At 68.2% G+C, this 22032-nt stretch carries 21 protein-coding genes; 17 read left to right on the forward strand and 4 right to left on the reverse strand.

The window, feature by feature from the left end; all coding sequences use genetic code 11:
* Both D7X55_RS14275 and D7X55_RS14280 read right to left on the reverse strand, forming a co-directional pair.
* A partial coding sequence (locus D7X55_RS14275) for a hypothetical protein (protein WP_121723345.1) occupies nt 1-198 on the reverse strand: 198 nt, incomplete at its 3' end.
* Between the two features lie 107 nt (nt 199-305).
* Nucleotides 306-1100, reverse strand: coding sequence for a class I SAM-dependent methyltransferase (locus D7X55_RS14280; protein WP_147442614.1), 795 nt, complete (start codon nt 1098-1100; stop codon nt 306-308).
* A gap of 444 nt (nt 1101-1544) precedes the next feature.
* On the opposite strand from D7X55_RS14280, the gene D7X55_RS14285 reads away from it, so the two are divergent.
* Nucleotides 1545-3185 carry a bifunctional 3-(3-hydroxy-phenyl)propionate/3-hydroxycinnamic acid hydroxylase gene (locus D7X55_RS14285; protein ID WP_121723342.1) on the forward strand — a complete coding sequence of 547 codons (1641 nt, stop codon included), beginning with the start codon at nt 1545-1547 and terminating at the stop codon, nt 3183-3185.
* Nucleotides 3186-3192: 7 nt separating this feature from the next.
* Here D7X55_RS14285 and D7X55_RS14290 read toward each other — a convergent pair whose 3' ends face one another.
* Entirely contained in the window at nt 3193-3936 is a 744-nt protein-coding gene (locus tag D7X55_RS14290) for a hypothetical protein (RefSeq protein WP_120546395.1), read from the reverse strand.
* Between the two features lie 13 nt (nt 3937-3949).
* The gene (locus D7X55_RS14295; RefSeq protein ID WP_199746966.1) at nt 3950-6097 is read right to left on the reverse strand and encodes a hypothetical protein; all 2148 of its coding nucleotides are present in this window, start codon (nt 6095-6097) and stop codon (nt 3950-3952) included.
* Between the two features lie 399 nt (nt 6098-6496).
* Here D7X55_RS14295 and D7X55_RS14300 point away from each other — a divergent pair, with 399 nt between their 5' ends.
* From D7X55_RS14300 to D7X55_RS14375, 16 genes are all read left to right on the forward strand, one after another.
* Nucleotides 6497-7039: a sensor histidine kinase gene (locus D7X55_RS14300; RefSeq protein WP_120546393.1), complete on the forward strand. Its 543-nt coding sequence runs from the start codon at nt 6497-6499 to the stop codon at nt 7037-7039.
* Between the two features lie 178 nt (nt 7040-7217).
* Nucleotides 7218-8513: an NADP-dependent isocitrate dehydrogenase gene (gene icd, locus D7X55_RS14305; RefSeq protein ID WP_121723343.1), complete on the forward strand. Its 1296-nt coding sequence runs from the start codon at nt 7218-7220 to the stop codon at nt 8511-8513.
* Nucleotides 8514-8542: 29 nt separating this feature from the next.
* Nucleotides 8543-9484, forward strand: a complete 942-nt coding sequence (gene mdh / locus D7X55_RS14310; protein ID WP_120546391.1) for a malate dehydrogenase — start codon at nt 8543-8545, stop codon at nt 9482-9484.
* Between the two features lie 230 nt (nt 9485-9714).
* On the forward strand, nt 9715-11592 hold the full coding sequence (gene sdhA, locus D7X55_RS14315) for a succinate dehydrogenase flavoprotein subunit (RefSeq protein WP_120546471.1): 1878 nt from the start codon (nt 9715-9717) through the stop codon (nt 11590-11592).
* Nucleotides 11593-11686: 94 nt separating this feature from the next.
* Nucleotides 11687-12493, forward strand: coding sequence for a succinate dehydrogenase iron-sulfur subunit (sdhB, locus tag D7X55_RS14320; protein WP_120546390.1), 807 nt, complete (start codon nt 11687-11689; stop codon nt 12491-12493).
* Between the two features lie 272 nt (nt 12494-12765).
* Complete coding sequence (gene sucC, locus D7X55_RS14325) at nt 12766-13926, forward strand: ADP-forming succinate--CoA ligase subunit beta (RefSeq protein WP_120546389.1); 1161 nt, start codon at nt 12766-12768, stop codon at nt 13924-13926.
* 32 nt (nt 13927-13958) lie between these two features.
* Nucleotides 13959-14855, forward strand: coding sequence for a succinate--CoA ligase subunit alpha (gene sucD, locus D7X55_RS14330; protein ID WP_120546388.1), 897 nt, complete (start codon nt 13959-13961; stop codon nt 14853-14855).
* 42 nt (nt 14856-14897) lie between these two features.
* Nucleotides 14898-15320, forward strand: coding sequence for a nucleoside-diphosphate kinase (ndk, locus tag D7X55_RS14335; RefSeq protein ID WP_120546387.1), 423 nt, complete (start codon nt 14898-14900; stop codon nt 15318-15320).
* 150 nt (nt 15321-15470) lie between these two features.
* On the forward strand, nt 15471-16283 hold the full coding sequence (locus tag D7X55_RS14340; RefSeq protein WP_121723344.1) for a siderophore-interacting protein: 813 nt from the start codon (nt 15471-15473) through the stop codon (nt 16281-16283).
* Between the two features lie 88 nt (nt 16284-16371).
* A complete protein-coding gene (gene rlmN, locus D7X55_RS14345; protein ID WP_120546385.1) occupies nt 16372-17502 on the forward strand; it encodes a 23S rRNA (adenine(2503)-C(2))-methyltransferase RlmN in 1131 nt (376 codons plus the stop codon).
* A gap of 102 nt (nt 17503-17604) precedes the next feature.
* A complete protein-coding gene (gene rpsP / locus D7X55_RS14350; RefSeq protein WP_014397299.1) occupies nt 17605-17865 on the forward strand; it encodes a 30S ribosomal protein S16 in 261 nt (86 codons plus the stop codon).
* A gap of 23 nt (nt 17866-17888) precedes the next feature.
* A complete protein-coding gene (locus D7X55_RS14355; protein WP_120546384.1) occupies nt 17889-18173 on the forward strand; it encodes a KH domain-containing protein in 285 nt (94 codons plus the stop codon).
* Complete coding sequence (rimM, locus tag D7X55_RS14360; protein WP_120546383.1) at nt 18170-18721, forward strand: ribosome maturation factor RimM; 552 nt, start codon at nt 18170-18172, stop codon at nt 18719-18721. The genes D7X55_RS14355 and rimM overlap by 4 nt, the downstream gene beginning before the upstream one ends.
* On the forward strand, nt 18718-19455 hold the full coding sequence (gene trmD / locus D7X55_RS14365; protein ID WP_120546382.1) for a tRNA (guanosine(37)-N1)-methyltransferase TrmD: 738 nt from the start codon (nt 18718-18720) through the stop codon (nt 19453-19455). Before rimM ends, trmD begins: the two co-directional genes overlap by 4 nt.
* A gap of 118 nt (nt 19456-19573) precedes the next feature.
* Nucleotides 19574-19972, forward strand: coding sequence for a 50S ribosomal protein L19 (gene rplS, locus D7X55_RS14370; RefSeq protein WP_120546381.1), 399 nt, complete (start codon nt 19574-19576; stop codon nt 19970-19972).
* Between the two features lie 101 nt (nt 19973-20073).
* On the forward strand, nt 20074-21984 hold the full coding sequence (locus D7X55_RS14375; protein ID WP_120546380.1) for an ATP-binding protein: 1911 nt from the start codon (nt 20074-20076) through the stop codon (nt 21982-21984).
* Nucleotides 21985-22032 lie beyond the last annotated feature (48 nt).

Here is a 22032-nt window from a genome sequence, read left to right on the forward strand (position 1 = left end):
AGATGGGTATAAGAGACAGCCCCAGGGGTTGGTGCGCGGATACTGGCGCAGCAGCGTGCACAGGCGGTGCGCGGCGACCATCGTCGCGGACGGCCGCGGCGGCTCGGCGTGCATCGCTGTCTGGCCCAACCGGGCCGCCTGCAGTGCCAGCGCATGCTGGACTTCGGGAGACCAGCGCTTGAATTCGAGCCATTCCATGGGCCTGCTCCTCGTTGAAGGAGCGGCCATTGAACCCACTTCAAACCCGGAAATCACGACGCCCCGCGTCGGCCGGGGGCGTCACTGACCTCCTGCTGACAGGCCACTCAGGCCTTCGAGGGGGTGGCGGGTCGGCCAATGAGCATCATCAGGCCGAAGGGGTTCCCCGGGTTGGTGAGCCGGTCGATTTCCCAGATGTAGTCGTCGCTCAGACCGTGGGTGAGCTCGCGCATCTCCTCCACGGAGTACGTGCGCAGACAGGACACCACGCCGTCGAACGCCGCCGCGATGGGGATGAGCGGCATGAGGTAGGTGAGGGCGAGCCGGTCCACGCGCACCGGGCGGATGAACGGCGTCGTCAGCGGCACGTTGATCAGCGCCGCCGCCGTCATCGCGATGGCCGGCCCGCGCCGCTCCACCAGCTCCATGATGGCGATGCCCCGCCGCTGGGCCACGGCGTCCGCCAGCACCTTGCGCGCCATCTCCGGCGGCAGGTGGTGGAACGAATTGCACATGATCCGGAAGCCCTTGTACGTGGCCGGCACCGCGGTCGCGTCCACCGGCGTCGTCACGTAGTCGATGCGGCCCGGGTTCGCCGCCTTGGCCTTCTCGAACGCGGAGATCTCCGGGTACAGGTCCGTCAAGAGCGCCGTGGCCTGGTAGCCCTCCTGCGACTCCAGCATCTCCAGCAGCTTCGGCACCGGCCCCGCGCTGCCCGACGCCATGTCCAACAGCTGCGTCTCGCCCATGGCCGCCATCGCGCCCTTGAGCCGCTTCACGAACTCCGAATAGCGGTCGTCCGACAGGCTCCACACGTACGCCAGGAAGTCCGTCACCCCGCGACGCAACACCTTCGGGAACCAGGGCTGATCCTCCAATTCAAAAAGTTGCAGTCTGGGCATAATCGCTGGGCGCTCCAAGGGGCTCAGGGGGGAGACAACGCCCGCACTGTCCCGCAGTCCCGAGCGACGTACAAGGGGCGCCTTCCAGGGGCATCCGCACACATCCGCAGCCCAGGGAATCCAAATAAACCCTGTATTCCTGCCGCCGCCGCAAAAACTTTAAAGCCTTGCAGGAAATCACGGCGCGAAAGGCAGACAGCGGACCGAGGGGACTGCTCAGCACTGCAAGGTTTCTGGAGGGGTGCGTTTGATTATCAGGCAGTCGGAAGCGCGCGGACCGGGTGTTTCTGACTCAGGGGGCGGGCAACCAGGATCGCCTTGAAACAGCGTATCCAGGGTGGGGTTGCTGAAGTTTATAGGTATTATTACTTACGACCGAGGGGGGCTTCGGTCGTCTGGTCGCTCGGTTCAAACGGTTCAGCTGGCACACAACGGGAGGGAGTAATGGCTCCGGAATCTGTTGATGTGATCGTTGTCGGAAGCGGCCCGGTGGGTGCCATGGCAGCCAACCTGCTTGGCCAGTACGGCCTGCGCACCGTGGTCATCGAGAAGGAGACCACCCCCCATACCCAGTCCCGCGCCATCAACGCGGATGACGAAGCGCAGCGCATCTTCCAGGCCGCGGGCCTGACGGGTGAGCTGGGGCCGGGCTTCCACCCGTGCCTGAAGATGACCTACGTGGATGACGAGATGCGGATGCTCGCCGAGGTGGACTTCACCAAGGTGGAGCGCCCCAACGGCCACCCCATCGGCTCGCTCTTCAACCAGCCGCGCCTGGAGGCGTCGCTGCACCGCGGCCTGGAGCGCTTCGCGCACGTCAGCATGTGGCGCGGCCACGAAGTCGAATCCTTCATGCAGGACGACGAAGGCGTGTCCGTGCGCGTGAAGGACAACGTCAATGGCCGCACCTTGACGGTGCGCGCGCGCTACCTGCTCGCGTGCGACGGCGCCAAGAGCGGCATCCGCCGCCGGCTGGGCCTGAAGCTGGAGGGCACCACGGCGCTGGAGCACGCGCTGGCCGTCTCCGTGGAGACGCAGTCGTCCGCGCCGGACTTCACCTACTACCCCTGCGGCCCGGAGCGCGTGGGCATCGTGACGCGCACCGCGCACGACGAGATCCGCTTCGACACGCTGGTGAAGCCGGGGCAGGACCTGGAGTACGTGAAGACGCCCGAGTACGTGCGCAGCATCATCGCGCCCTTCATCGACCCGGACACCGTGAAGGTGAAGAGCGTCAACCTCTACGCGTACCACAGCCGCATGGCGGAGAAGTGGCGCGTGGGCCGCGTGTTCCTGCTCGGCGACGCGGCGCACCTGATGCCGCCGTTCCTGGGGCAGGGCCTGTGCTCCGGCCTGCGCGACGCGGCGAACCTCACCTGGAAGCTGGCGCACGTGCTGGGCGGCGCCGCGGACGCGTCGCTCCTGGACACCTACGAGGTGGAGCGCCGGCCGCACGCCGCGGAGATGATGCGCCTGTCGGACTCGCTGGGCTCGATGCTGGCGTCGGGCGGCCCGTTCATGGCCCGCGCGCGCAACGCCTTCATCAAGCTGCTGTACTACATGCCCGTCACCGGCCCCTTCATCCGCGAGTACAAGATGAAGCCGAGCCTCTTCCACGCGGAAGGGTTCCTCTTCGGCGGCAAGCGCGGCAAGTCCAAGCAGGCGGCGGAAGGCGCCTACTTCCCGCAGCCGCGCGTGGAGCACGGCGAGGAAGGGGAGCGCCCGCTGGATGACGTCATCGGCCACCGCTTCGCGGTGCTCACGCGGCCGGGTGCGCCCGCGGACGTCCAGCAGGCCGCCAAGGCGCTGGCGGAGGACGTCGGCGGCGTGTGGCTGTCCGTGGCGCCGGCGGCGCGCTCGGGCGCGGGCCGCTCCGGCGAGGTGGTGGATCTGGAAGGCAAGCTGGGCGAGTGGTTCGCCCAGCACGGCTCGGACCTGGTCGTCCTGCGCCCGGACCGCTACGTCTACGCGGCCACGAACCGCGCGGGCGTCGCGCAGGTCCATGCGTCGCTGAAGCAGTCCATCCGGCCGCTCACCCGCTGGGGCAACCGCAACTCCCGGCGGGCGGCGCAGCTGGGGGCGTGAGGCGTCCTCAGGCGGCGGCGGACTGGAGCAGCTGCTTCGCCTTCGCCATGCAGTCGCCGTAGAAGCGCAGGTAGATGTCCAGGGCACGGGCGCCCGTCTTCGCGATGGTCGCCGCGTGCTCGGGCTTCTGGCCCAGCAGCTTGTTGAGCATGACCTCGTTGAGCGCGGTGTGGCCCACGTCCAGCTCCACGTGCTCCTTGATGAACGACAGCGAGTTCATCACGTCCGGACCCAGCACGCGCTTGCACTGCTCAATCAGGCGCGGCGCGAACACCACGGACAGGTTTTCAATCTCGTACTCGATGGCGACCTGGCCGCCCGGCATGGGGCCCGCGATGGTCTCCTCGTGGATCTCCCGGTACTCCTGCATGGCCCGGGTGGGGGCCTGCGCCATCAGGGCCTCCGCGTCCAGCTTGGGGAAGCGGCGCGCGTTCCAGCCGGCCACCAGGTTCTTCGTGTCCTCCACCATCATCAGGTGGTGACCGGCCTCGTGCTTGGCGTGGGTGATGAGCTTCTCGCCCACGTCCACCATCCCCGCCTTCACACACGCCTCACCGGCGCGGCGGATCCACCCGTCCACGGGCTCCGTCATGTACACGCCCAGGGCACACAGCTGGATGAGGAAGGCCTCCAGCAGGGCGGGGTCCACGTTGGGGTCCAGCAGCGTCGTCACGTGGGGACCGTTCGCCAGCAGGTGACGGACGTCGGAGACGTGGGGGAGGTACTGCTCTTCGACGAGGGGCTTGCTCATGGGGGGGAAACCTCTAGCGGGAGTGGGCACCACGACGCCCGATGGTGAGTTCGCTGATGTGCTCCAGAAAATCCGGGACGAGCTTGGAGGAGATGATCCACAGGTAGGGATCCGGCCCGTCGTGCAGGCCGCACTCCTGGATGTAGTCGCCGCCCTCGTCCTCGCGCAGGTAGAGGAATGAGGGGCGGTTGCGCGCGGCGTACCAGCGGCGGGCCGCGTCCAGGAGCGCCGAGTACGCGCGCGTTCCATCCCCCAGCAGGGAGAACAGGCGCGTGTTGTCCAGCAGGCGGAAGAGGTTCGCGCCCAGCTGGCCCAGCTCCACCACGGCGGCGGCGTGGGGGACGCCGTCGCGGCGGGCCACCAGCACGGTGCGCTCGCGCTCCATGCCGAAGCTCTTCCACTTCGCCGTCACCGGACCCATGTCCAGCCGGTCGCGGGTGAGGTCCAACGACTGCACGTAGCACTCGGGGAACTGCTGCCGGATGGTCGCCGCCAGCAGGCTCAGCTCGCTCGCGGTGGCGGGGCCCACCGTGTACGGGTGCACGCGGCCGGTCAGCTCGTTGCTGAAGGCCTTCATCTTCTGGATCTTCCGCGTGAAGGCCAGGGACGAACCGGACTCCATCTGGCGCTGCGCGTACTTCACGTGCGCCTTGTTGATCCACGGGTTGAGGGCCTCCACGTAGGCCACCACCCAGTGGAAGTCCGGGTCGCTCTGCGGGTGCTCGAAGGTGCGCAGGTACAGGTCGCGCATGATGGCGCCCGCCTCCTTCAGCCCCTCCGGCGGCTTGCCGGGCCGCTTCGCCACCTGGTGGCCCAGCCACGCGTGGCGGTACGGCTTGGTGAAGGACAGCGTCGCTTCAATGCCGCGCTCGGACGGCCAGACGGCGTTGCAGAACAGCTGGGGCACTTCCGCGGCGCGCTTCGCGAGCGACGCGAAGTTCTGCTTCAGCTCCTCGAACTCCGCCGGGGTGCTGCCACCCAGGCTGAAGAAGCCGGAGCGGTTGAAGAGGTCCCACAGCTGATCCACCAGGCCCTCGCTGGTGCGCGTGGCCGGGGACAGCGTCTGCGACACGAAGCGCACCCAGCGCGCCTCATCGGAAGAGTAGGGCAGCACGCTCAGGCCGCACAGCACGGTGCCGTCCGCGCGCAGGCCGCTGACGTAGCGGATCTCCCCGCGCACGCTCACGCGCTGACCGTCGCCCAGCTCCAGCTCGATGAGGGGCGGCAGCAGGCCGGGGAAGAGCAGGTCCTGCGGCTGGCAGCGCATGCACAGGCCGGAGAAGGAGATGTCCAGCACCTCGCGGCGCATCAGCCCCTGCTCGCGCCAGAGCGGGTGGTGGAACCGGGCGTGCACGCCCTCGGGGGCGGGGACGCGGCGGTGCCAGCGGTGACGGATGCGGAACAGCTCCGCGGGCAGGGACGTGAAGAGGCGGTCGCCCTCGGTCCGGCCCGTCTCCGCGCGCAGGCGGTAGGCGGAGTTGTAGCCGATGACGTCGATGTCGTACGCCGGCTCACCGAAGTCCGGGGTGGACTCCTCCGTGCGCCATTCCAGCTGGCCGGAAGACGCGTGGAAGCGCTCCAGCACCATGCGCACCACGCGGCCCTGGCGGCGCAGCACGCCCTTGTTCCCGGACGCGCAGATGGCGGTGAAGATGGAGCGGATCCGCTCCCCGTCCGTGATGATGTCCTGCACGGGCAGCGCGGAGGCCGCCGGCACCGCCACGCCCTGGCGCAGCGCGTCCGACAGGAAGCCCAGAATCTGACGGCCCTGCTCCTGCGTCACGCCCACCAGCTGCAGCCCCACCGGCGCGCTCGGGACGTCCATGTCCGTCCGGATGAAGGCGCCGTTGAGCGGCCCGATGGTGGCGCCGTTGCACGCCAGGTACACGGGGAAGGTGCGCGACTCGGTCGTGTCCGCCAGCGGCTGCCGCGGGGCCACCCACACCACCGTCGGGGACAGCCGCGTCACTTCACCCAGCACCGCGTCCGGCTGGCCCACCGCGCAGGTGATGGCCGTGGGACCACTGCCGTGCAGCGAATAGCCCGAGTCATCCAGGGCGGCTTCAGCGGGGGGAAGGGGAATCACGTTGTGCAGCGCATCGCCACTGCCGAATTCGATCGCATGCCGGAACTTCGAGGACGCCGGGAACCCTCCATCCATCGTCAGGACTCCCCTTCTGCGGCCAGCGCTTCCGTTGATGGTCGGCGATGTTGCGAGCACAACACTTCCTCCCTGACTCACTGGAGACGCTGGCGGCTCTGGATTCTGGGAAGACATATTGAAGATCTCGGCCGTAACAGTCAAATCGAATTTATATGCCGGGGCTGTTTTTCCATCCCACGTCCTGACTCACCCTGGGTCGCAATCGACCAGGGTTCTACGGGTTTTCCGAGGAGTAACCAGGACCCAGCGTGCGCATCCTTATCAGCAAAGTGGCGCGGCGCTGTAACCCTCCTTCACCTGAATAAGCGGTGGCGGTTCGGGGCGGCCGGGCAATGGACCCTGTCAGGGGGCGCCGTTATGGTCGTTGCTTCTGGGCCTGGGGGAAGGGAGCCGCGAATGAGCGCAGCGCTGGATGTGATGGGATCGCCGGGAGCCTCATCCGGTGGCCAGGGGCTTGAGTCCGTGGACCTTCCGGACGTGTTCCAGGTGGACGTGGCGGTGTGCGTGCGGGACGCGCTGGGGCTGCTCGGCGCGACGCGGCGGCTGCACGGCATGCAGGTGGCGCTGGAGCTCCCGGAGGATCCGGTGATCGCCCGGGTCAGCCGGCGCCGCCTGGAACAGGTGCTCCTGCTGCTCGTGGTCCACGCGGCGGACGTGGCCCCCCCGGCGGCGCCCGCCGTGCGCGTGGTGGTGGATCCTCCGGACGACTTCGGGGACGTGGGGCCGCGCCTCCAGGTGGTGATGCCCGGCGTGAGCCTGTCGGAGCGGGAGACGCAGTCGGTGGTGCTGTCGCCCCTGCGGGTGGGCGGCACCCAGCGGCGGCTGGCCCGCGCCCGGGAGCTGGTGGACGCCATGGGCGGAGAGCTTGCGCTGGAGCGCCTGGAGGAGGGGATGGCGGTGAGCGTCGTCCTTCCCGCGCCCGGGCTCGCGAGCTTCTAGCCAGCGTTCAAATCCGGAAAACGATCCTGCTTCCGGACCATTGGCTGCGATAAGCGCGGCGCACCCCGGGTGCGTCGAACCCTGGGGGACGTGCGGCCAAACTCCTTGACGATCGGGGGCGGGTTCTCGACTATCCGCCGCCTCTAAACACCCCGGTCTCAATCAGGAGTCTGCGTTCATGGCGCCTCCCTCTGGCGAGAAGATCACCCTGCAGAACGGCAAGCTGACCGTTCCGAACAACCCGATCATCCCCTACATCGAGGGCGACGGCACCGGCCGCGACATCTGGAAGGCCTCGCAGGCCGTGTTCGACGCGGCGGTGGAGAAGGCCTACGGCGGCAAGAAGAAGATCTCCTGGTACGAGGTGCTGGCCGGTGAGAAGTCCTTCAAGCAGGTGAACAACTGGCTGCCGGACGAGACGGTCGCCGCGTTCCGCGAGTACCTGGTGGGCATCAAGGGCCCGCTGACGACGCCGGTGGGCGGCGGCATCCGCTCCCTGAACGTGGCGCTGCGCCAGATGCTGGACCTGTACGTCTGCCTGCGCCCCGTGCGCTACTTCAAGGGCGTGCCCTCGCCGGTGAAGCAGCCGGACAAGGTGGACATGGTCATCTTCCGTGAGAACACGGAGGACATCTACGCGGGCATCGAGTTCGAGGCCGGCACCGCGCAGGCGGAGAAGTTCCTGGGCTGGCTGAAGCAGGAGTTCCCCAAGGAGGCGGGCAAGATCCGCTTCCCCGCGAACGTGGGCATCGGCATCAAGCCCGTGTCCCAGGAAGGCACGGAGCGCCTGGTGCGCGCGGCCATCCAGTACGCGGTGGACCTGAAGCGCAAGAGCGTCACCCTGGTCCACAAGGGCAACATCATGAAGTTCACCGAAGGCGCGTTCCGCAAGTGGGGCTACGACCTCGCCGCGCGCGAGTTCGGTGACAAGGTCTACACCTGGGACCAGTGGGAGGCCACCAAGGCCGCCAAGGGCGAGGAAGCCGCCAACGCCGAGCAGAAGGCCGCGGTGTCCGCCGGGAAGATCATCATCAAGGACTCCATCGCGGACATCACCCTGCAGCAGGTGCTGACCCGTCCGGACGAGTTCGACGTCATCGCCACGCTGAACCTCAACGGCGACTACCTGTCGGACGCGCTCGCGGCGCAGGTGGGCGGCATCGGCATCGCGCCGGGCGGCAACATCAACTACGTCTCCGGCCACGCCGTCTTCGAGGCCACCCACGGCACCGCGCCGAAGTACGCGGACCTGGACAAGGTGAACCCGGGCTCCGTCATCCTCTCCGGCGAGATGATGCTCCGCCACCTGGGCTGGCACGAGGCCGCGGACCTGATCATCAAGGGCATGGACAAGGCCATCGCGGCGCGCACCGTGACGTACGACTTCGCGCGCCTGATGAAGCTGGAGACGAAGGAGACCGTGTCCGAGGTGAAGTGCTCGGAGTTCGGTCAGGCCATCATCAAGCACATGTAGTCCCCACCCCAAAGCAGGAGGGCGAAACCATGGCTCACAAGAAGAAGAAGATCGGCCTCATCGGTGGCGGTCAGATCGGCGGCAACCTGGCGCTGCTGGCGGTCCAGAAGAACCTGGGCGACGTGGTGCTCTACGACATCCCGGCGGCCGAGGGTCTGGTCAAGGGCAAGGCGCTGGACATCAACCAGCTGTCCGCGGTGGATGGCTACGACTGCCGCGTCACCGGCTCCACGGACTGGAAGGACGTCGCGGGCTCGGACGTGATCATCATCACGGCCGGCGTGCCCCGGAAGCCCGGCATGTCCCGCGAGGACCTGCTGGACGTCAACCTGAAGATCATGAAGGACGTGGCGGGCAACATCAAGAACCACGCCCCGGACGCCTTCGTCATCAACGTGGCCAACCCGCTGGACGCGATGGTGTTCGCGCTCCACAAGATCGCCGGCCTGAAGGACAACATGGTCGTGGGCATGGCGGGCGTGCTGGACACCAGCCGCTTCAAGTGCTTCGTGGCCGAGGCCCTGGGCTGCTCCATCCGTGACGTGGAGGCGCTGGTGCTCGGCGGCCACGGTGACGACATGGTCCCGCTCGTGCGCCACAGCACCGTGGGCGGCGTGCCCCTGACCCAGCTCATCGCGAAGGACAAGCTGGACGCCATCATCGACCGCACCCGCAAGGGCGGCGCGGAGCTGGTGGGCCTGTACAAGACGGGCAGCGCCTACTTCGCCCCGGCCTCCTCCTCCATCGCCATGGCGGAGAGCTTCCTCTTCGACCGCAAGCGCGTGCTGCCGTCCGCCGCCCTGCTCAAGGGCCAGTACGGCATCAAGGACTTCTTCTTCGGCGTCCCGGCGCAGATTGGCGCGGGCGGCGTGGAGAAGATCATCGAGGTCGAGCTGAACGACGCGGAGAAGGCCGAGCTGAACAAGTCCTTCACGTCCGTGAAGGGCACCGTGGAGCTGGTGAAGCTGTAGTCCCGGTGACAGGTCGGGCCCGCCGGAATGCTGCTGGCGGGCCCGCCTGATGCCGTGAATGATCCGGGCTTATCCCCCGGCGCACCGTCCTTGCGGCGGTATTTTTCCAAGTTAACTAGCGTGTTGTTGGACTCGCACCTGGCACGGGTGCGGGGCAGCGTCGCGAAGCAGGACTTCAGCGGCCCCCCGTGAAGGCACCCCCCCGGCAGCCGGTGCTCAAGGAGACGATGATGGCGGCAGCAGCGCGATTCACGGTGGTGGGCGGCGGTCTGGCCGGGCTGATGACGACGATCAAGCTGGCGGAGGCGGGCCATCAGGTGGACGTGCTCTCGCTCGTCCCCGTCAAACGCTCGCACTCCGTCTGCGCCCAGGGCGGCATCAACGGCGCGGTGAACACGAAGGGTGAGGGCGACCACCCGGACATCCACGTCAAGGACACGCTGCGCGGCGGCGACTTCCTGGCGGAGCAGGTGTCCGTGAAGGGCATGTGCTACGCGGCGCCCGGCATCATCTACCTGCTGGACCGCATGGGCGTGACGTTCAACCGCACGCCGGAAGGCCTGCTGGACTTCCGCCGCTTCGGCGGCACCCTGCACAACCGCACCGCGTTCGCGGGCGCCACCACCGGCCAGCAGCTGCTCTACGCGCTGGACGAGCAGGTCCGCCGCTACGAAGCGGAAGGCAAGGTCACCAAGTACGAGTACTGGGAGTGGCTGGGCACGGTGAAGGACGAGTCCGGCCGCTGCATCGGCAGCGTGGCCATGGACCTGCGCACCATGGAGATCCGCACCTTCCCGGCGGAGGCGGTGTGCCTGGCCACGGGTGGCCCGGGCATCGTCTTCGGGCGCTCCACCAACTCCATCATCAACACCGGCACCGCCGCGGGCCGCGCGTACATGGAAGGCGCGCTGTACGCCAACGGCGAGTTCATCCAGGTGCACCCCACCTCCATCCCGGGCGAGGACAAGCTGCGCCTGATGAGCGAGTCCGTGCGCGGCGAGGGCGGCCGCGTCTGGGTGCCCAAGAAGAAGGGCGACACGCGCAACCCCCGGGAGATCCCGGAGAGCGAGCGCTGGTACTTCCTGGAAGAGAAGTACCCCAAGTACAAGAACCTGGTGCCGCGCGACGTGGCGACGCGCGAGATCTTCATGGTCTGCCGCGACCTGGGCATGGGCCTGGGCGGGCGCGACGGCGTGTACCTGGACGTGACGCACATCCCGGCCAAGACGCTCGACGCGAAGATCAAGGGCGTGATGGAGATCTACGAGAAGTTCGTCGGAGATGATCCGCGCCACACGCCCATGGTCATCTTCCCGGGCATGCACTACTCGATGGGCGGCCTGCACGTCTCCTTCGAGGCCGACTCGCGCACCCAGACGCCGCTGGACGGCAGCCCGGTGAACCAGAGCACCCGCATCCCGGGCCTCTACGCGGCCGGCGAGGCGGACTACGCCTTCCACGGCGCGAACCGCCTGGGCGCCAACTCGCTGTTGTCCTGCATCTACTCCGGCATGATCGGCGGCCCGGCGATGGTGTCCTTCGCCAAGAGCCAGACGACCAGCGCCGCGGCGATGCCGGAGAAGTACTTCGCGGACGCGAAGAAGTACTGGCAGGACCGCTTCGCCACCATCAAGGCGATGAACGGCGCGGAGAACCCGTACCAGCTCGCCAAGGAGCTGGGCGAGGTGATGACGGAGAACTGCACCGTCGTCCGCTACAACGACCGCCTGAAGAAGACGGTGGAGACCATCCGCGGCCTGAAGGACCGCTGGAGCCGCGTCAACGTGCTGGACACGGGCGTCGTCGCCAACCGCGCGTTGTCGTACACCAACCAGCTGTGGAACATGCTGGAGCTGGGCGAAGTCATCGCCACCAGCGCGCTGCTGCGCGACGAGAGCCGCGGCGCCCACTACAAGCCGGACTTCTCCCTGCCGGAGCCCAAGACGAAGGATCCGCGCGAGGATGCATCGTGGATGGAGCAGTGGCGCGCGCGGCACGAGAAGTGGGCGAAGACGACCATCGCCACGTACGCCGCCCAGGGCCCGCAGATCTCCTACCAGGACCTGCCCACGCCGGTGCTGGAGCCCGAACCCCGCTGGTACGCGTAAGGCGTTCGTTTTCTTTCCGGGCCCGCGCGCGTCTTTCCGGCTCGCGCGGGTTTCCGCCACCTGATTTGGCAGTGAAGGGAAGGGCAGCCGCACCATGGACACCGCACAGGCCAGCGCCGTCAGCTCGAAGACCGTCACCTTCCGCATCTGGCGGCAGGATGATCCGAACAAGCCCGGACACTTCGACGAGTTCAAGGTCCCCTATACGAAGGGCGCCAACGTCATCTCCTGTCTGATGGAGATCCAGCGCAACCCCGTCACCGTGGAGGGCAAGAAGGTGGCCCCCGTGGTGTGGGACGCCGCGTGCCTCGAGGAGGTGTGTGGCAGCTGCGCCATGAACATCAACGGCCGGGTGCGCATGGCGTGCTCCGCCCTGGTGGACAAGCTCCAGCAGCCCATCACCCTGGAGCCGATGAAGAAGTTCCCGGTGGTGCGCGACCTCACCGTGGACCGCGACCGCATGTTCGAGTCGCTCAAGCGCGTGAAGGGCTGGGTCCCCGTCGACGGCACGTACAACCTGGGCCCCGGCCCGCGCCAGTCGCAGAAGGATCAGTCCGTGATGTACGTGCTGTCCACGTGCATCACCTGCGGCAGCTGCCTGGAGGCGTGCCCCCAGGTGACGCTGGACAACGACTTCATCGGCGCCGCGCCCATCAGCCAGGCCCGCCTGTTCAACATGCACCCCACGGGCAAGCTGAACGCGGAGGAGCGCACGCGCGCCCTCATGGGCCCCGGCGGCATCCAGGACTGCGGCAAGGCGCAGAACTGCGTGAAGGTCTGCCCGAAGGAGATCCCCCTGACGACCTCCATCGCGGTGATGAACCGCGAGGTGTCCAAGCTGATCATCAAGGACATCTTCTTCAAGGAAGAGGAGCAGAAGGCCTCCGCCGGTCCGGGCTAGTCCGCCCCGCCTGACGCCGTCCTGGCTTCCTCGCGGCCCCGTGCCAGCGCCCCCTTCGAGCGGGGCGCCGGGCGGGGCCGCGTCCGTTAGGGTGAAGCCCGCCTCATCCGCCCGGACATCGGGTGTTATTCCTGGAGGCGGAAGCCTGTGTCCCGTCGCGACGCTGGAGGCCAAACGGCCTTGCCATCCGTCGTTTTCTGCGCAATGAGGGCCCGCGTTGACGCCCCGTGTAGGGGTGGTCCTCGTCTCCCCTCGTCCCACCCGGAGCTTCGATGAAGATCCACGAGTACCAGGGCAAGGAACTCTTCCGGAAGTATGGCGTGCCCACGCCGCGCGGCATCCTCGCGCTCTCTCCCAACGAGGCGGAGGCCGCGGCGAAGGAACTCGCCACGCCGGTCGTCGTCGTGAAGGCGCAGATCCACGCGGGCGGCCGCGGCAAGGGCGGCGGCGTGAAGCTGGCCAAGAGCCCGGCGGAGGCCAAGGAGCTCACCCAGAACATGCTGGGCATGATGCTCAAGACCATCCAGACCGGCCCGGAAGGGCAGAAGGTCAACAAGGTCTACATCGAGGAAGGGCTCGACATCGGCCAGGAGCTGTACCTGGGCGTGACGCTCGACCGCGCCACCAGCCGCATCACCTTCATGGCGTCCACCGAGGGCGGCGTGGAGATTGAGGAAGTGGCGGAGAAGCACCCGGAGAAGATCCTCCGCGCCGTCGTGGACCCCGCGGTGGGCTTCGCGGACTTCCAGGGCCGCGAGCTGGCCTTCGGGCTGGGCCTGACGGGCCCCACGGTGACCAAGTTCGTCCAGTTCTGCAACGCGCTCTACAAGATGTACGTGGAGACGGACGCGGCCCTGGTGGAGATCAACCCGCTGGTCATCCGCAAGAGCGGCGGCGTGGTGGCGCTCGACGCGAAGGTGACCTTCGACGAGAACGCGCTCTACCGCCACAAGGAGCTCTTGGAGTACCGCGACCTGGCGGAAGAGGAGCCCCGCGAGACGCAGGCCAAGGAGCACGACCTGGCCTACATCGCGCTGGACGGCAACATCGGCTGCATGGTGAACGGCGCGGGCCTGGCCATGGCCACCATGGACACCATCAAGCTGGTGGGCGGCGCTCCGGCCAACTTCCTGGACGTGGGCGGCGGCGCGAGCAAGGAGAAGGTGACGGCGGCGTTCAAGCTCATCCTCGCGGATCCGCAGGTCAAGGCGGTGCTCGTCAACATCTTCGGCGGCATCATGAAGTGTGACGTGATCGCGGAAGGCATCATCGCGGCGGCGAAGGAAGTGCAGCTGAAGATCCCGCTCGTCGTGCGCCTGGAAGGCACCAACGTGGAGCAGGGCAAGGAGCTGCTCCGCAACTCGGGCCTCGCCATCACCCCCGCGGACAACCTGCGCCAGGCGGCCGAGAAGGCCGTGGCGGCCATCAAGTAGGGCCTTCGCCCCCTCTTACCTGAAAGATCGCCATGAGCATCCTCGTCAACGAGAACACGAAGGTCCTCGTCCAGGGCATCACCGGTTCGGCGGGCTCGTTCCACGCCAAGCAGATGCTGGAGTACGGGACGAAGATTGTGGGCGGTGTCACGCCGGGCAAGGGCGGCACCTCCTTCGAGGGCAAGGTCCCCGTGTTCAACACGGTGGCCGACGCGGTGAAGCAGGCGGGCGCGAACACGTCCGTCATCTTCGTGCCGCCGCCCTTCGCCGCGGACTCCATCATGGAGGCCGCGGACGCCGGCATCTCCCTCATCATCACCATCACCGAGGGCATCCCGGTCAACGACATGGTGCGCGCCAAGCGCTACCTGCAGGGCAAGCCGGGCGTGCGCCTGATTGGCCCGAACTGCCCGGGCGTCATCACCCCCGGCGCCAAGTGCAAGATCGGCATCATGCCGGGCCACATCCACAAGCCGGGCCGCATCGGCGTGGTGTCCCGCTCCGGCACGCTGACCTACGAGGCCGTGCACCAGCTGACGCAGCTGGGCCTGGGCCAGTCCACCGCGGTGGGCATCGGCGGTGACCCGGTCAACGGCACCAACTTCGTGGACGTGCTGAAGCTCTTCCAGGCCGACCCGGAGACGGACGCCGTCATCATGATCGGTGAGATCGGTGGCAGCGCGGAGGAAGAGGGCGCCGAGTACGTCAAGCGCGAGTTCACCAAGCCCATCGCCGGCTTCATCGCCGGTCAGTCCGCGCCTCCGGGCAAGCGCATGGGCCACGCGGGCGCCATCATCTCCGGCGGCAAGGGCACGGCGTCGGAGAAGATCAAGGCGATGGAGGGCGCGGGCATCCTGATGGCCGCGAGCCCCGCCGAGCTGGGCACCACGCTGCAGGCGGCCGTCAAGCGCGGCCCCCCGAAGCGCTGATCCGAACCTTTCACACGACCCACACACGAGGAGCCAAACACCATGGCCATCGAGCGCACGCTGTCCATCATCAAGCCCGACGGAGTGAAGAACAACCACGTCGGCGAGATCATCGCCCGGTTCGAGAAGGCGGGCCTGAAGCCCGTCGCCATCCGCCGGCAGCAGCTGTCCCAGGCGGAGGCCGAGGGCTTCTACGCCGTCCACAAGGCCCGGCCGTTCTTCAAGGACCTGGTGTCCTTCATGATCTCCGGCCCGGTGGTCCTGATGGCCCTGGAGGGTGAGAACGCCGTCCAGAAGAACCGCGACCTGATGGGCGCCACGGACCCGAAGAAGGCCGACAAGGGCACCATCCGCGCGGACTTCGCGCAGAGCATCGACGCGAACACGGTCCACGGCTCGGACAGCCTGGAGAACGCGAAGAACGAGGTCGCGTACTTCTTCCGCGAGACCGAAATCCACGGCTGAGCTGCTTCTCCGCCTGGTGACAGCGGCCCGGTGTCCACGCCCCACGCGGCGCGGACCCGGGCCGTCGTCTTTTCCGAAGCTCGCCGGCCTTGCCCTCGCCGGCGCTCCTTGCTAGCGATAATGCAAATCACTATCGACAAGGAAGCACGCATGAGTGGCGCTTCAGAGCGCGTGGCCCGGCGGGGGCCGTTCCCGGTGAAGTTGCGGTTGCTGGAGGTCCTGCGCGTGACGCGGCTGTCGCCGCACATGGTCCGCATCACGCTGGGGGGCCCGGAGCTGGAGGGCTTCACGTCCCCTGGCGCGGATGATCACGTGAAGTGCTTCTTCGCCAGGCCCGGCGTGAAGAAGCCGGACATGCCGGTGGTGGGGCCCAATGGCCTGTCCATGCCGGAGGGGCTGGAGAAGCCCGCATCGCGCGACTACACGCCGCGCCGCTTCGACCCGAAGGCGAACGAGCTGGACATCGACTTCGTGCTGCATGGGGAAGGCCCCGCAGCGTCGTGGGCCGCGCAGGCGAAGCCCGGCGACTTCATGGGCATCGGGGGTCCGCGCAGCACGCACGACGTGGCGGACGACTTCGACTGGTACCTCCTGGCCGGGGACCAGAGCGCGCTGCCGGCCATCGCTCGGCGCCTGGAGGAGCTGCCGGCGGGCAAGCGCGCGTTCGCGTTCATCGAGGTCGCGGACGCGGCGGAGGAGCAGCCCCTCACCAGCAGGGCGGACTTGAAGGTCACCTGGCTGCACCGGGGCGGCGCGGAGGCCGGCACCACGAAGCACCTGGAGGACGCCCTGCGCGCCTGGACCCAGCCCTCCGGGGATGGGTTCGTGTTCGTGGCGGGCGAGGCCACGTCGCTCAAGCCCATCCGGGAACACCTGGTGGCCGAGCGCGGTCTGAACAAGAACTGGATGCGGGTGACGGGCTACTGGAAGCGCGGCGTCGCCGAGCACCACGACTCGAAGTAGGCAGGGAAGGGGGCGGGCACTCCTTTGACTTGCCGTACCTTCTTGTGGGAAGCACGCCCCGTTGCCCTCCGTTAGCCCCGACTGAATGATGTCCGAGCCTACCGCCACAGCCCTCCCAGTCACCGAGCCCCTGCCGGTGCCGGCCCCCGCGAAGCTGGTCGACGTGGCCAGCCTGTCGCGCGAGAAGCTGGCGCTGTTCCTGAGCGAGCAGCTGGGCGAGCGCCCGTTCCGCGCGGCGCAGCTCTACCGCTGGCTGCACCAGCGCGGCGCCACCTCGTTCGACGAGATGACGGACCTGTCCAAGGCCCTGCGCGAGAAGCTCAAGGTCAAGGCGGAGATCGTCCCGCTGGTGAAGGACCTGGAGCAGCGCAGCGTCGACGGCACCATCAAGTACCGCTTCAAGACGCGCGACGGGCGCTTCATCGAGTCCGTCTACATGCCCGCGGAGGACCGCAAGACGCTCTGCGTGTCCACGCAGGTGGGCTGCGCCATGGCCTGCTCGTTCTGCATGACGGGCACGCTGGGCCTGAAGCGCAACCTCACGCCCGGCGAGATTGTCGCCCAGGTCCACGCGGTCAACCGCGAGGTGCGCGCCAACGAGGGCCTGGAGACGCTGCGTCCGCTCACGAACCTGGTGTTCATGGGCATGGGCGAGCCGCTCCACAACTTCGAGAACCTCAAGACGGCGCTCTCCATCCTCCAGTCGGAGGAGGGGCCCAACTTCAGCCACCGGCACATCACCGTCTCCACCGTGGGCCTGGTGCCCATGATCGAGCGCTTCGGCCAGGAGACGGACGTCAAGCTGGCCATCTCGCTCAACGCCAGCACGGACGAGCAGCGCAGCAAGACGATGCCGGTCAACCGCAAGTGGAACATCCAGGCGCTGCTGGATGCCTGCCGCAAGTTCCCCCTGCGCCAGGGCCGCCGCATCACCTTCGAGTACGTGCTGCTCAAAGGGTTCAACGACACCGACGAGGACGCGCACCGGCTGAAGGAGCTCTTGCGCGACATCCCGGCGAAGGTGAACCTGATTCCCTACAACGAGAACCCTGGCCTGGGGTTCCAGACGACCGGCGAGCAGCGGGCCGAGGAGTTCCGGGCCATCCTTGCCGAGGCCCACGTCGCGGCATACATCCGGAAGAACCGGGGCCGGGACATCGCCGGGGCCTGTGGCCAGCTCGCCAATCGCGACGAGACGGCCGCTGAAGCCCCGGTGTGACATAAGCACCCGAGCTTCCTTGACAATCCAGTCAGCAGGGCGCTAAGAGCGCGCCCTCCGCACTGTTACCGTAGAAGTCACACGATTTCGCTGGAGCGTTCCATGGCCGTTGTCCTCCGTCTTGCCCGCGCGGGCGCCAAGAAGATGCCGTACTACCACGTGGTTGCCACCGACTCGCGCAGCCCGCGCGACGGCAAGTTCCTGGAGCAGGTCGGTTCCTACGACCCCAACCACAGCCCCGCGAAGGTGCAGTTCAACGAGGAGCGGCTGAACTACTGGCTGAAGAGCGGCGCGCTGCCCTCCGAGACGGTCGCGGACCTGATCAAGACGGCGAAGAAGCAGGCCCCGGCGACCACCGCCTGAGCACGCCCCCGTCTGGACAAGACGTGGAGCCGCTGCTCACGTATCTGGCGAAGGCCCTGGTTGATCAACCCGACCAGGTCACTTTGCGCATCTCCGAGGCGGATGGCGGCCAGCTCTATGAGCTGAAGGTCGCCCCCGAGGACGTTGGCAAGGTCATCGGCCGTGATGGGCGCACCGTGAACGCCCTCCGGACGCTGATCAACGCCGCCGCCCAGAAGCAGGGCCAGAAGGTCCGCCTGGAGATTCTCGATGACCGGCGCGCTCCGGGTTCTCCCCCGGCGGCGCCTGCTCCGGACGCCGCGCGGTGAGCGCGCAGGATTGTCTGGAACTGGGCTACGTGGCCCGTGCGCACGGGCTGCGTGGCGAGGTGGCGGTCCGTGCGTTCGACCCCGCCTCGGAGACGCTCGGCACCGTCGAGCGCGTCTGGCTGCGCCTGCGCTCCGGCGAGGAGCGCGAGTACGCCGTGGAGTCCTTCCGCCCGGCGAACAAGGAAGACCTCGTGGGCTTCGAGGGCATCGAGTCCCGCACGGCCGCCGAGGCGCTGGTGGGCGCGAAGGTGTTCGTCTACCGCGAGGACCTGGAGCCGCCTGAAGAAGGCGAGTTCTTCCAGGGCGACCTCGTGGGGCTGACCGCCGTGGACGAAAAGGGCGCCCCCCTGGGCACGGTGGAGGAGGTCTGGGCCACCGGTGAAGTGCCCAACCTGGTGATCCGCGCGAAGGGCCGGCCGGAGCTGGTGGTGCCCTTCGCGGATGAGTTCGTGCCGGCGGTGGACGTCCCCGCGGGGCGCATCGTCATCCGGCCTCCGGAGTACCTGGAGGCGGACGATTCGCCAGGGAAGTCTGGAGACGGCGGGTGAGCTACCGCGTGGAGCTGCTCACCCTGTTCCCCGGGATGGTGTCCGGCTACCTGGGCGCGAGCATCCTCGGGAAGGCCCAGGAGAAGGGGCTGCTCTCCGTCACGATCACCGACGTGCGCGAGCACGCCGAGGGCAAGCACCGCGTCACCGACGACGCGCCCTACGGCGGCGGCGCCGGCATGGTGATGAAGCCCGAGCCCCTGGTGGCCGCCATCGAGGCCGCCCGGGCGCGCCTGCCCGGGGCGAAGGCGCTCTTGATGAGTCCCCGGGGTCCCACGTTCACGCAGGCGACGGCTCGCGAGCTGGTCCGGCATGAGGCCGGGCTGATCCTCGTCTGCGGCCGGTACGAAGGCGTGGACGAGCGGGTGATGCCCTTCCTGGATGGCGAGCTGTCCCTGGGCGACTTCGTCCTCACGGGCGGGGAAGTGGCCGCCATGGCGGTGGTGGACGCCGTGGCGCGGCTGGTGCCGGGCGTCCTGGGCAACGAGGCGTCCTCGGTGGCGGAGAGCTTCGAGGAAGGCCTGCTGGAGCACCCGCACTACACCCGGCCGCCTGTCTTCCGCGGGGCCGAGGTGCCGGCCGTCCTCCAGTCCGGCGATCACGCCCGCATTGCCCGGTGGCGCCGGTGGAAGGCCATCAAGCTCACGCAGGAGCGGCGGCCGGACCTGTTCGCGCGGCTGACGTTCGGCAAAGCGGATCAGAAACTGCTCGCCAGGGAAGAAGAAGCGTTGTAACCCTGCGTGTTCTCGCGGAACACTTCGTTGCAGGCTTGTTCGTCCCGGCTGACTCTGCTAGGACGGCCCGCTCTTTTCCACGCGTCCTACGCGTCAAGTTCCGCTTTTGGAGTCCGTCATGCGCCGCAGCCTCATCGAGCACGTCGAAAACAAGTTCCTGCGCAAGGACATCACCGCGTTCCGCACGGGTGATTCCGTTCGCGTCCACTGGAAGGTCAAGGAAGGCGAGAAGGAGCGCGTGCAGGCCTTCGAGGGCGTGGTCATCCGCAAGACCAAGGGCACGAACCGCGCGACCTTCACGGTGCGCAAGATGTCCTTCGGCGTCGGCGTGGAGCGCATCTTCCCCATCCACAGCCCGCGCTACGAGAAGATCGAAGTCCTCACCCGCGGCGACGTGAACCGCAAGCGCCTGTTCTACCTCCGCGAGCTGAAGGGCAAGGCCTCGCGCGTGGACGTGCAGGTGGATCCTGAGAGGGCCGCCGCCAAGGCCGCCAAGGCCGCCGCCGCTCAGGGCTAGTAGGTCCGCAGAAACCCTCTCGCGGCCTTCGCGGCCGCGTGAGAGAAGGAGCGTCCTTCACTGGACGCTCCTTTTTTCGTTCGGGCTAGACTGCGCGCGCCATGCACTTCGTCGAGGTCGCCATCCAGAACGTCCGCGGGTTCTCTCCCGCCGGACGCTTCCCGCTGAAGACCGGGTACCTCATCCTCAAGCCGCCCACGGCGGACGTGCTGCCCCTGGGCAACGTGGTGCTGTCGCTGCTGTTCGCGGACGGCCGGGGCGGAGACGCGAGCCTGGTGGGCTCGGCGGGGCGCTCGGGCAAGGCCGCGCTGACGTTCGTGGGCCAGGACGGAATGACGTACCGGGTGTTGCGCGAGCTGGGCGGTTCCGGATCGCTGCACCGGCTCAATCCCGCCACCAGCCAGCCGGAGCTGGTGTCCACGGACGTCTCGGAGATCAACCAGTACCTGCGCGGCCAGGCGGGCCTGCCTCCGCGCACCACCTTCGAACAGGTGTACTGCCTCCAGTTGGTGATGCTGCCGTCGCGCCGGCCCCGCAAGAGCGTGGCGAAGGCCGCGGCGGCCGCGGGCGCGAAGGCCTCCGGGGCCACGCCGTCGCTGGCGGCCGCCACCCAGGTGCTGCCGGCGGAGGACATCCCGGCGGCCGAGGCGAAGGTGAAGGCGCTGGAGAAGGAGCTCGTCACCGCGAGGGCGGTGGATCAGCTCCAGTTCAAGGTGGACGAGCTGGCGTCGCTCATCTTCGAGGCGGACTCGAAGCTCAAGGGCGGTGAGGGGCTCAAGGCCGCCATCGCGGACGCGGAGACCGCGTGGCGCGCGGCGCCCTCTCCGGAGTCCCTGGGGCTGCCGCTGGACATCCTCACGCGCGTGAAGCGCTACCCGAAGGCGGTGGCGCGGCGGGACGAGGCGCTGGCGCGGCTGGAGACGGACCGGGATCCGGAGCAGGAGGACGCGTCGCTGAAGGTGCCGCCCCTCACGCAGAACCGCGCCTTCTGGGGCGGCCTGGGCGCGGGCGTGCTCTTCATGGGCCTGAGCGTGGGCCTGGGCATCGTCGCGGCGCAGCCCATGTGGCGCTACCTGGCGCTGATCAACATCCCCGCCTTCGGCACGGCCGCGTGGCTGGCGCTGCGCTACGTGGACGACCTGCAGCACGCCACGCGCAAGGGCTCCAAGGACAACCGCAAGGACGCGCGGCAGAAGAAGATCCTCGACGAGTTCGAGCTCGAGGACGCGCCCGTGCGCATGGCCGTCAAGGCGCTGAACCTGGAGGACTACACGGAGATCCCCGCCGCGCTGGAGCAGAAGGACCTGCTCGGCATCCGGCTGGGGGAGCTGCAGACGCAGCTGGAGGAGTACGAGTCCTCCGCCGAATACCAGGGCGCCCTCCGCGACGGGCAGGAGCTGCGCGCGCAGCAGGAGGAGCTCAACGCGGAGCTGTCCGCCAAGGGCACCTACGTGCGCGATCTGCGCGAGGTGGAGCGGGAGCTGTCCCGGCTGAAGGAGTCCATCGCGCTGGCGAAGGCGCCCCCGGTGCAGGTGGCCGCGGCCCCCGGTCAGGCGCCGGTGCCGGTGGATCCGCTGGAGGACCCGTCCCCCCTGGTGCTGTCGCAGGCCGCGGACGTGCTCACGCTGGACATGCTGTCGGTGCAGGCGCTCTTGAAGGACCGCTGCGTGCAGTACCTCACCGCGCTCACGGACAAGCGCTACCAGGGCGTGGAGTGGGACCGCGAGGGCAACGCCTTCCTGCTCGCGCCGAACAAGCGCATCCCGGTGGGGGAGCTGTCCCCGAAGGACATCGACCTCTACTACCTGGCGCTGCGCCTGACGGTGGTGGAGAAGACGTGCGCCCGGGTGAAGCGCCCCTTCCTCCTGGACGACGTGCTGACGGGCGTGGACGAGGCGAAGCTGCCCCTCGTGGCCCGCATGCTCAAGCACCTGGGCACGCTCACGCAGGTGCTGCACGTCACCGCCCACCCCGGCTTCGGCCAGATGTCGGACGGCACCGTTAACGTCTAGCCGCCGCCAGGAGGTGCGTGGGGCGGCGGGGGACGGGAATGGCAACGC

Origin of the sequence: Corallococcus sp. AB049A, from assembly GCF_003668885.1 — a bacterium.
GTDB lineage: Bacteria > Myxococcota > Myxococcia > Myxococcales > Myxococcaceae > Corallococcus > Corallococcus interemptor.

Excerpts from the sequence above, each read along its gene's own strand:
- D7X55_RS14285 (WP_121723342.1), top strand. The coding sequence starts at position 1,545 with ATGGCTCCGGAATCTGTTGATGTGATCGTTGTCGGAAGCGGCCCGGTG.
- sucC (WP_120546389.1), top strand. The coding sequence starts at position 12,766 with ATGAAGATCCACGAGTACCAGGGCAAGGAACTCTTCCGGAAGTATGGC.
- sdhA (WP_120546471.1), top strand. The coding sequence starts at position 9,715 with ATGGCGGCAGCAGCGCGATTCACGGTGGTGGGCGGCGGTCTGGCCGGG.
- D7X55_RS14290 (WP_120546395.1), bottom strand. The coding sequence starts at position 3,936 with ATGAGCAAGCCCCTCGTCGAAGAGCAGTACCTCCCCCACGTCTCCGAC.
- D7X55_RS14340 (WP_121723344.1), top strand. The coding sequence starts at position 15,471 with ATGAGTGGCGCTTCAGAGCGCGTGGCCCGGCGGGGGCCGTTCCCGGTG.
- D7X55_RS14280 (WP_147442614.1), bottom strand. The coding sequence starts at position 1,100 with ATGCCCAGACTGCAACTTTTTGAATTGGAGGATCAGCCCTGGTTCCCG.
- D7X55_RS14295 (WP_199746966.1), bottom strand. The coding sequence starts at position 6,097 with ATGGATGGAGGGTTCCCGGCGTCCTCGAAGTTCCGGCATGCGATCGAA.
- D7X55_RS14375 (WP_120546380.1), top strand. The coding sequence starts at position 20,074 with ATGCACTTCGTCGAGGTCGCCATCCAGAACGTCCGCGGGTTCTCTCCC.
- mdh (WP_120546391.1), top strand. The coding sequence starts at position 8,543 with ATGGCTCACAAGAAGAAGAAGATCGGCCTCATCGGTGGCGGTCAGATC.
- D7X55_RS14300 (WP_120546393.1), top strand. The coding sequence starts at position 6,497 with ATGAGCGCAGCGCTGGATGTGATGGGATCGCCGGGAGCCTCATCCGGT.
- sucD (WP_120546388.1), top strand. The coding sequence starts at position 13,959 with ATGAGCATCCTCGTCAACGAGAACACGAAGGTCCTCGTCCAGGGCATC.
- sdhB (WP_120546390.1), top strand. The coding sequence starts at position 11,687 with ATGGACACCGCACAGGCCAGCGCCGTCAGCTCGAAGACCGTCACCTTC.
- icd (WP_121723343.1), top strand. The coding sequence starts at position 7,218 with ATGGCGCCTCCCTCTGGCGAGAAGATCACCCTGCAGAACGGCAAGCTG.
- ndk (WP_120546387.1), top strand. The coding sequence starts at position 14,898 with ATGGCCATCGAGCGCACGCTGTCCATCATCAAGCCCGACGGAGTGAAG.
- rplS (WP_120546381.1), top strand. The coding sequence starts at position 19,574 with ATGCGCCGCAGCCTCATCGAGCACGTCGAAAACAAGTTCCTGCGCAAG.
- rpsP (WP_014397299.1), top strand. The coding sequence starts at position 17,605 with ATGGCCGTTGTCCTCCGTCTTGCCCGCGCGGGCGCCAAGAAGATGCCG.
- rlmN (WP_120546385.1), top strand. The coding sequence starts at position 16,372 with ATGTCCGAGCCTACCGCCACAGCCCTCCCAGTCACCGAGCCCCTGCCG.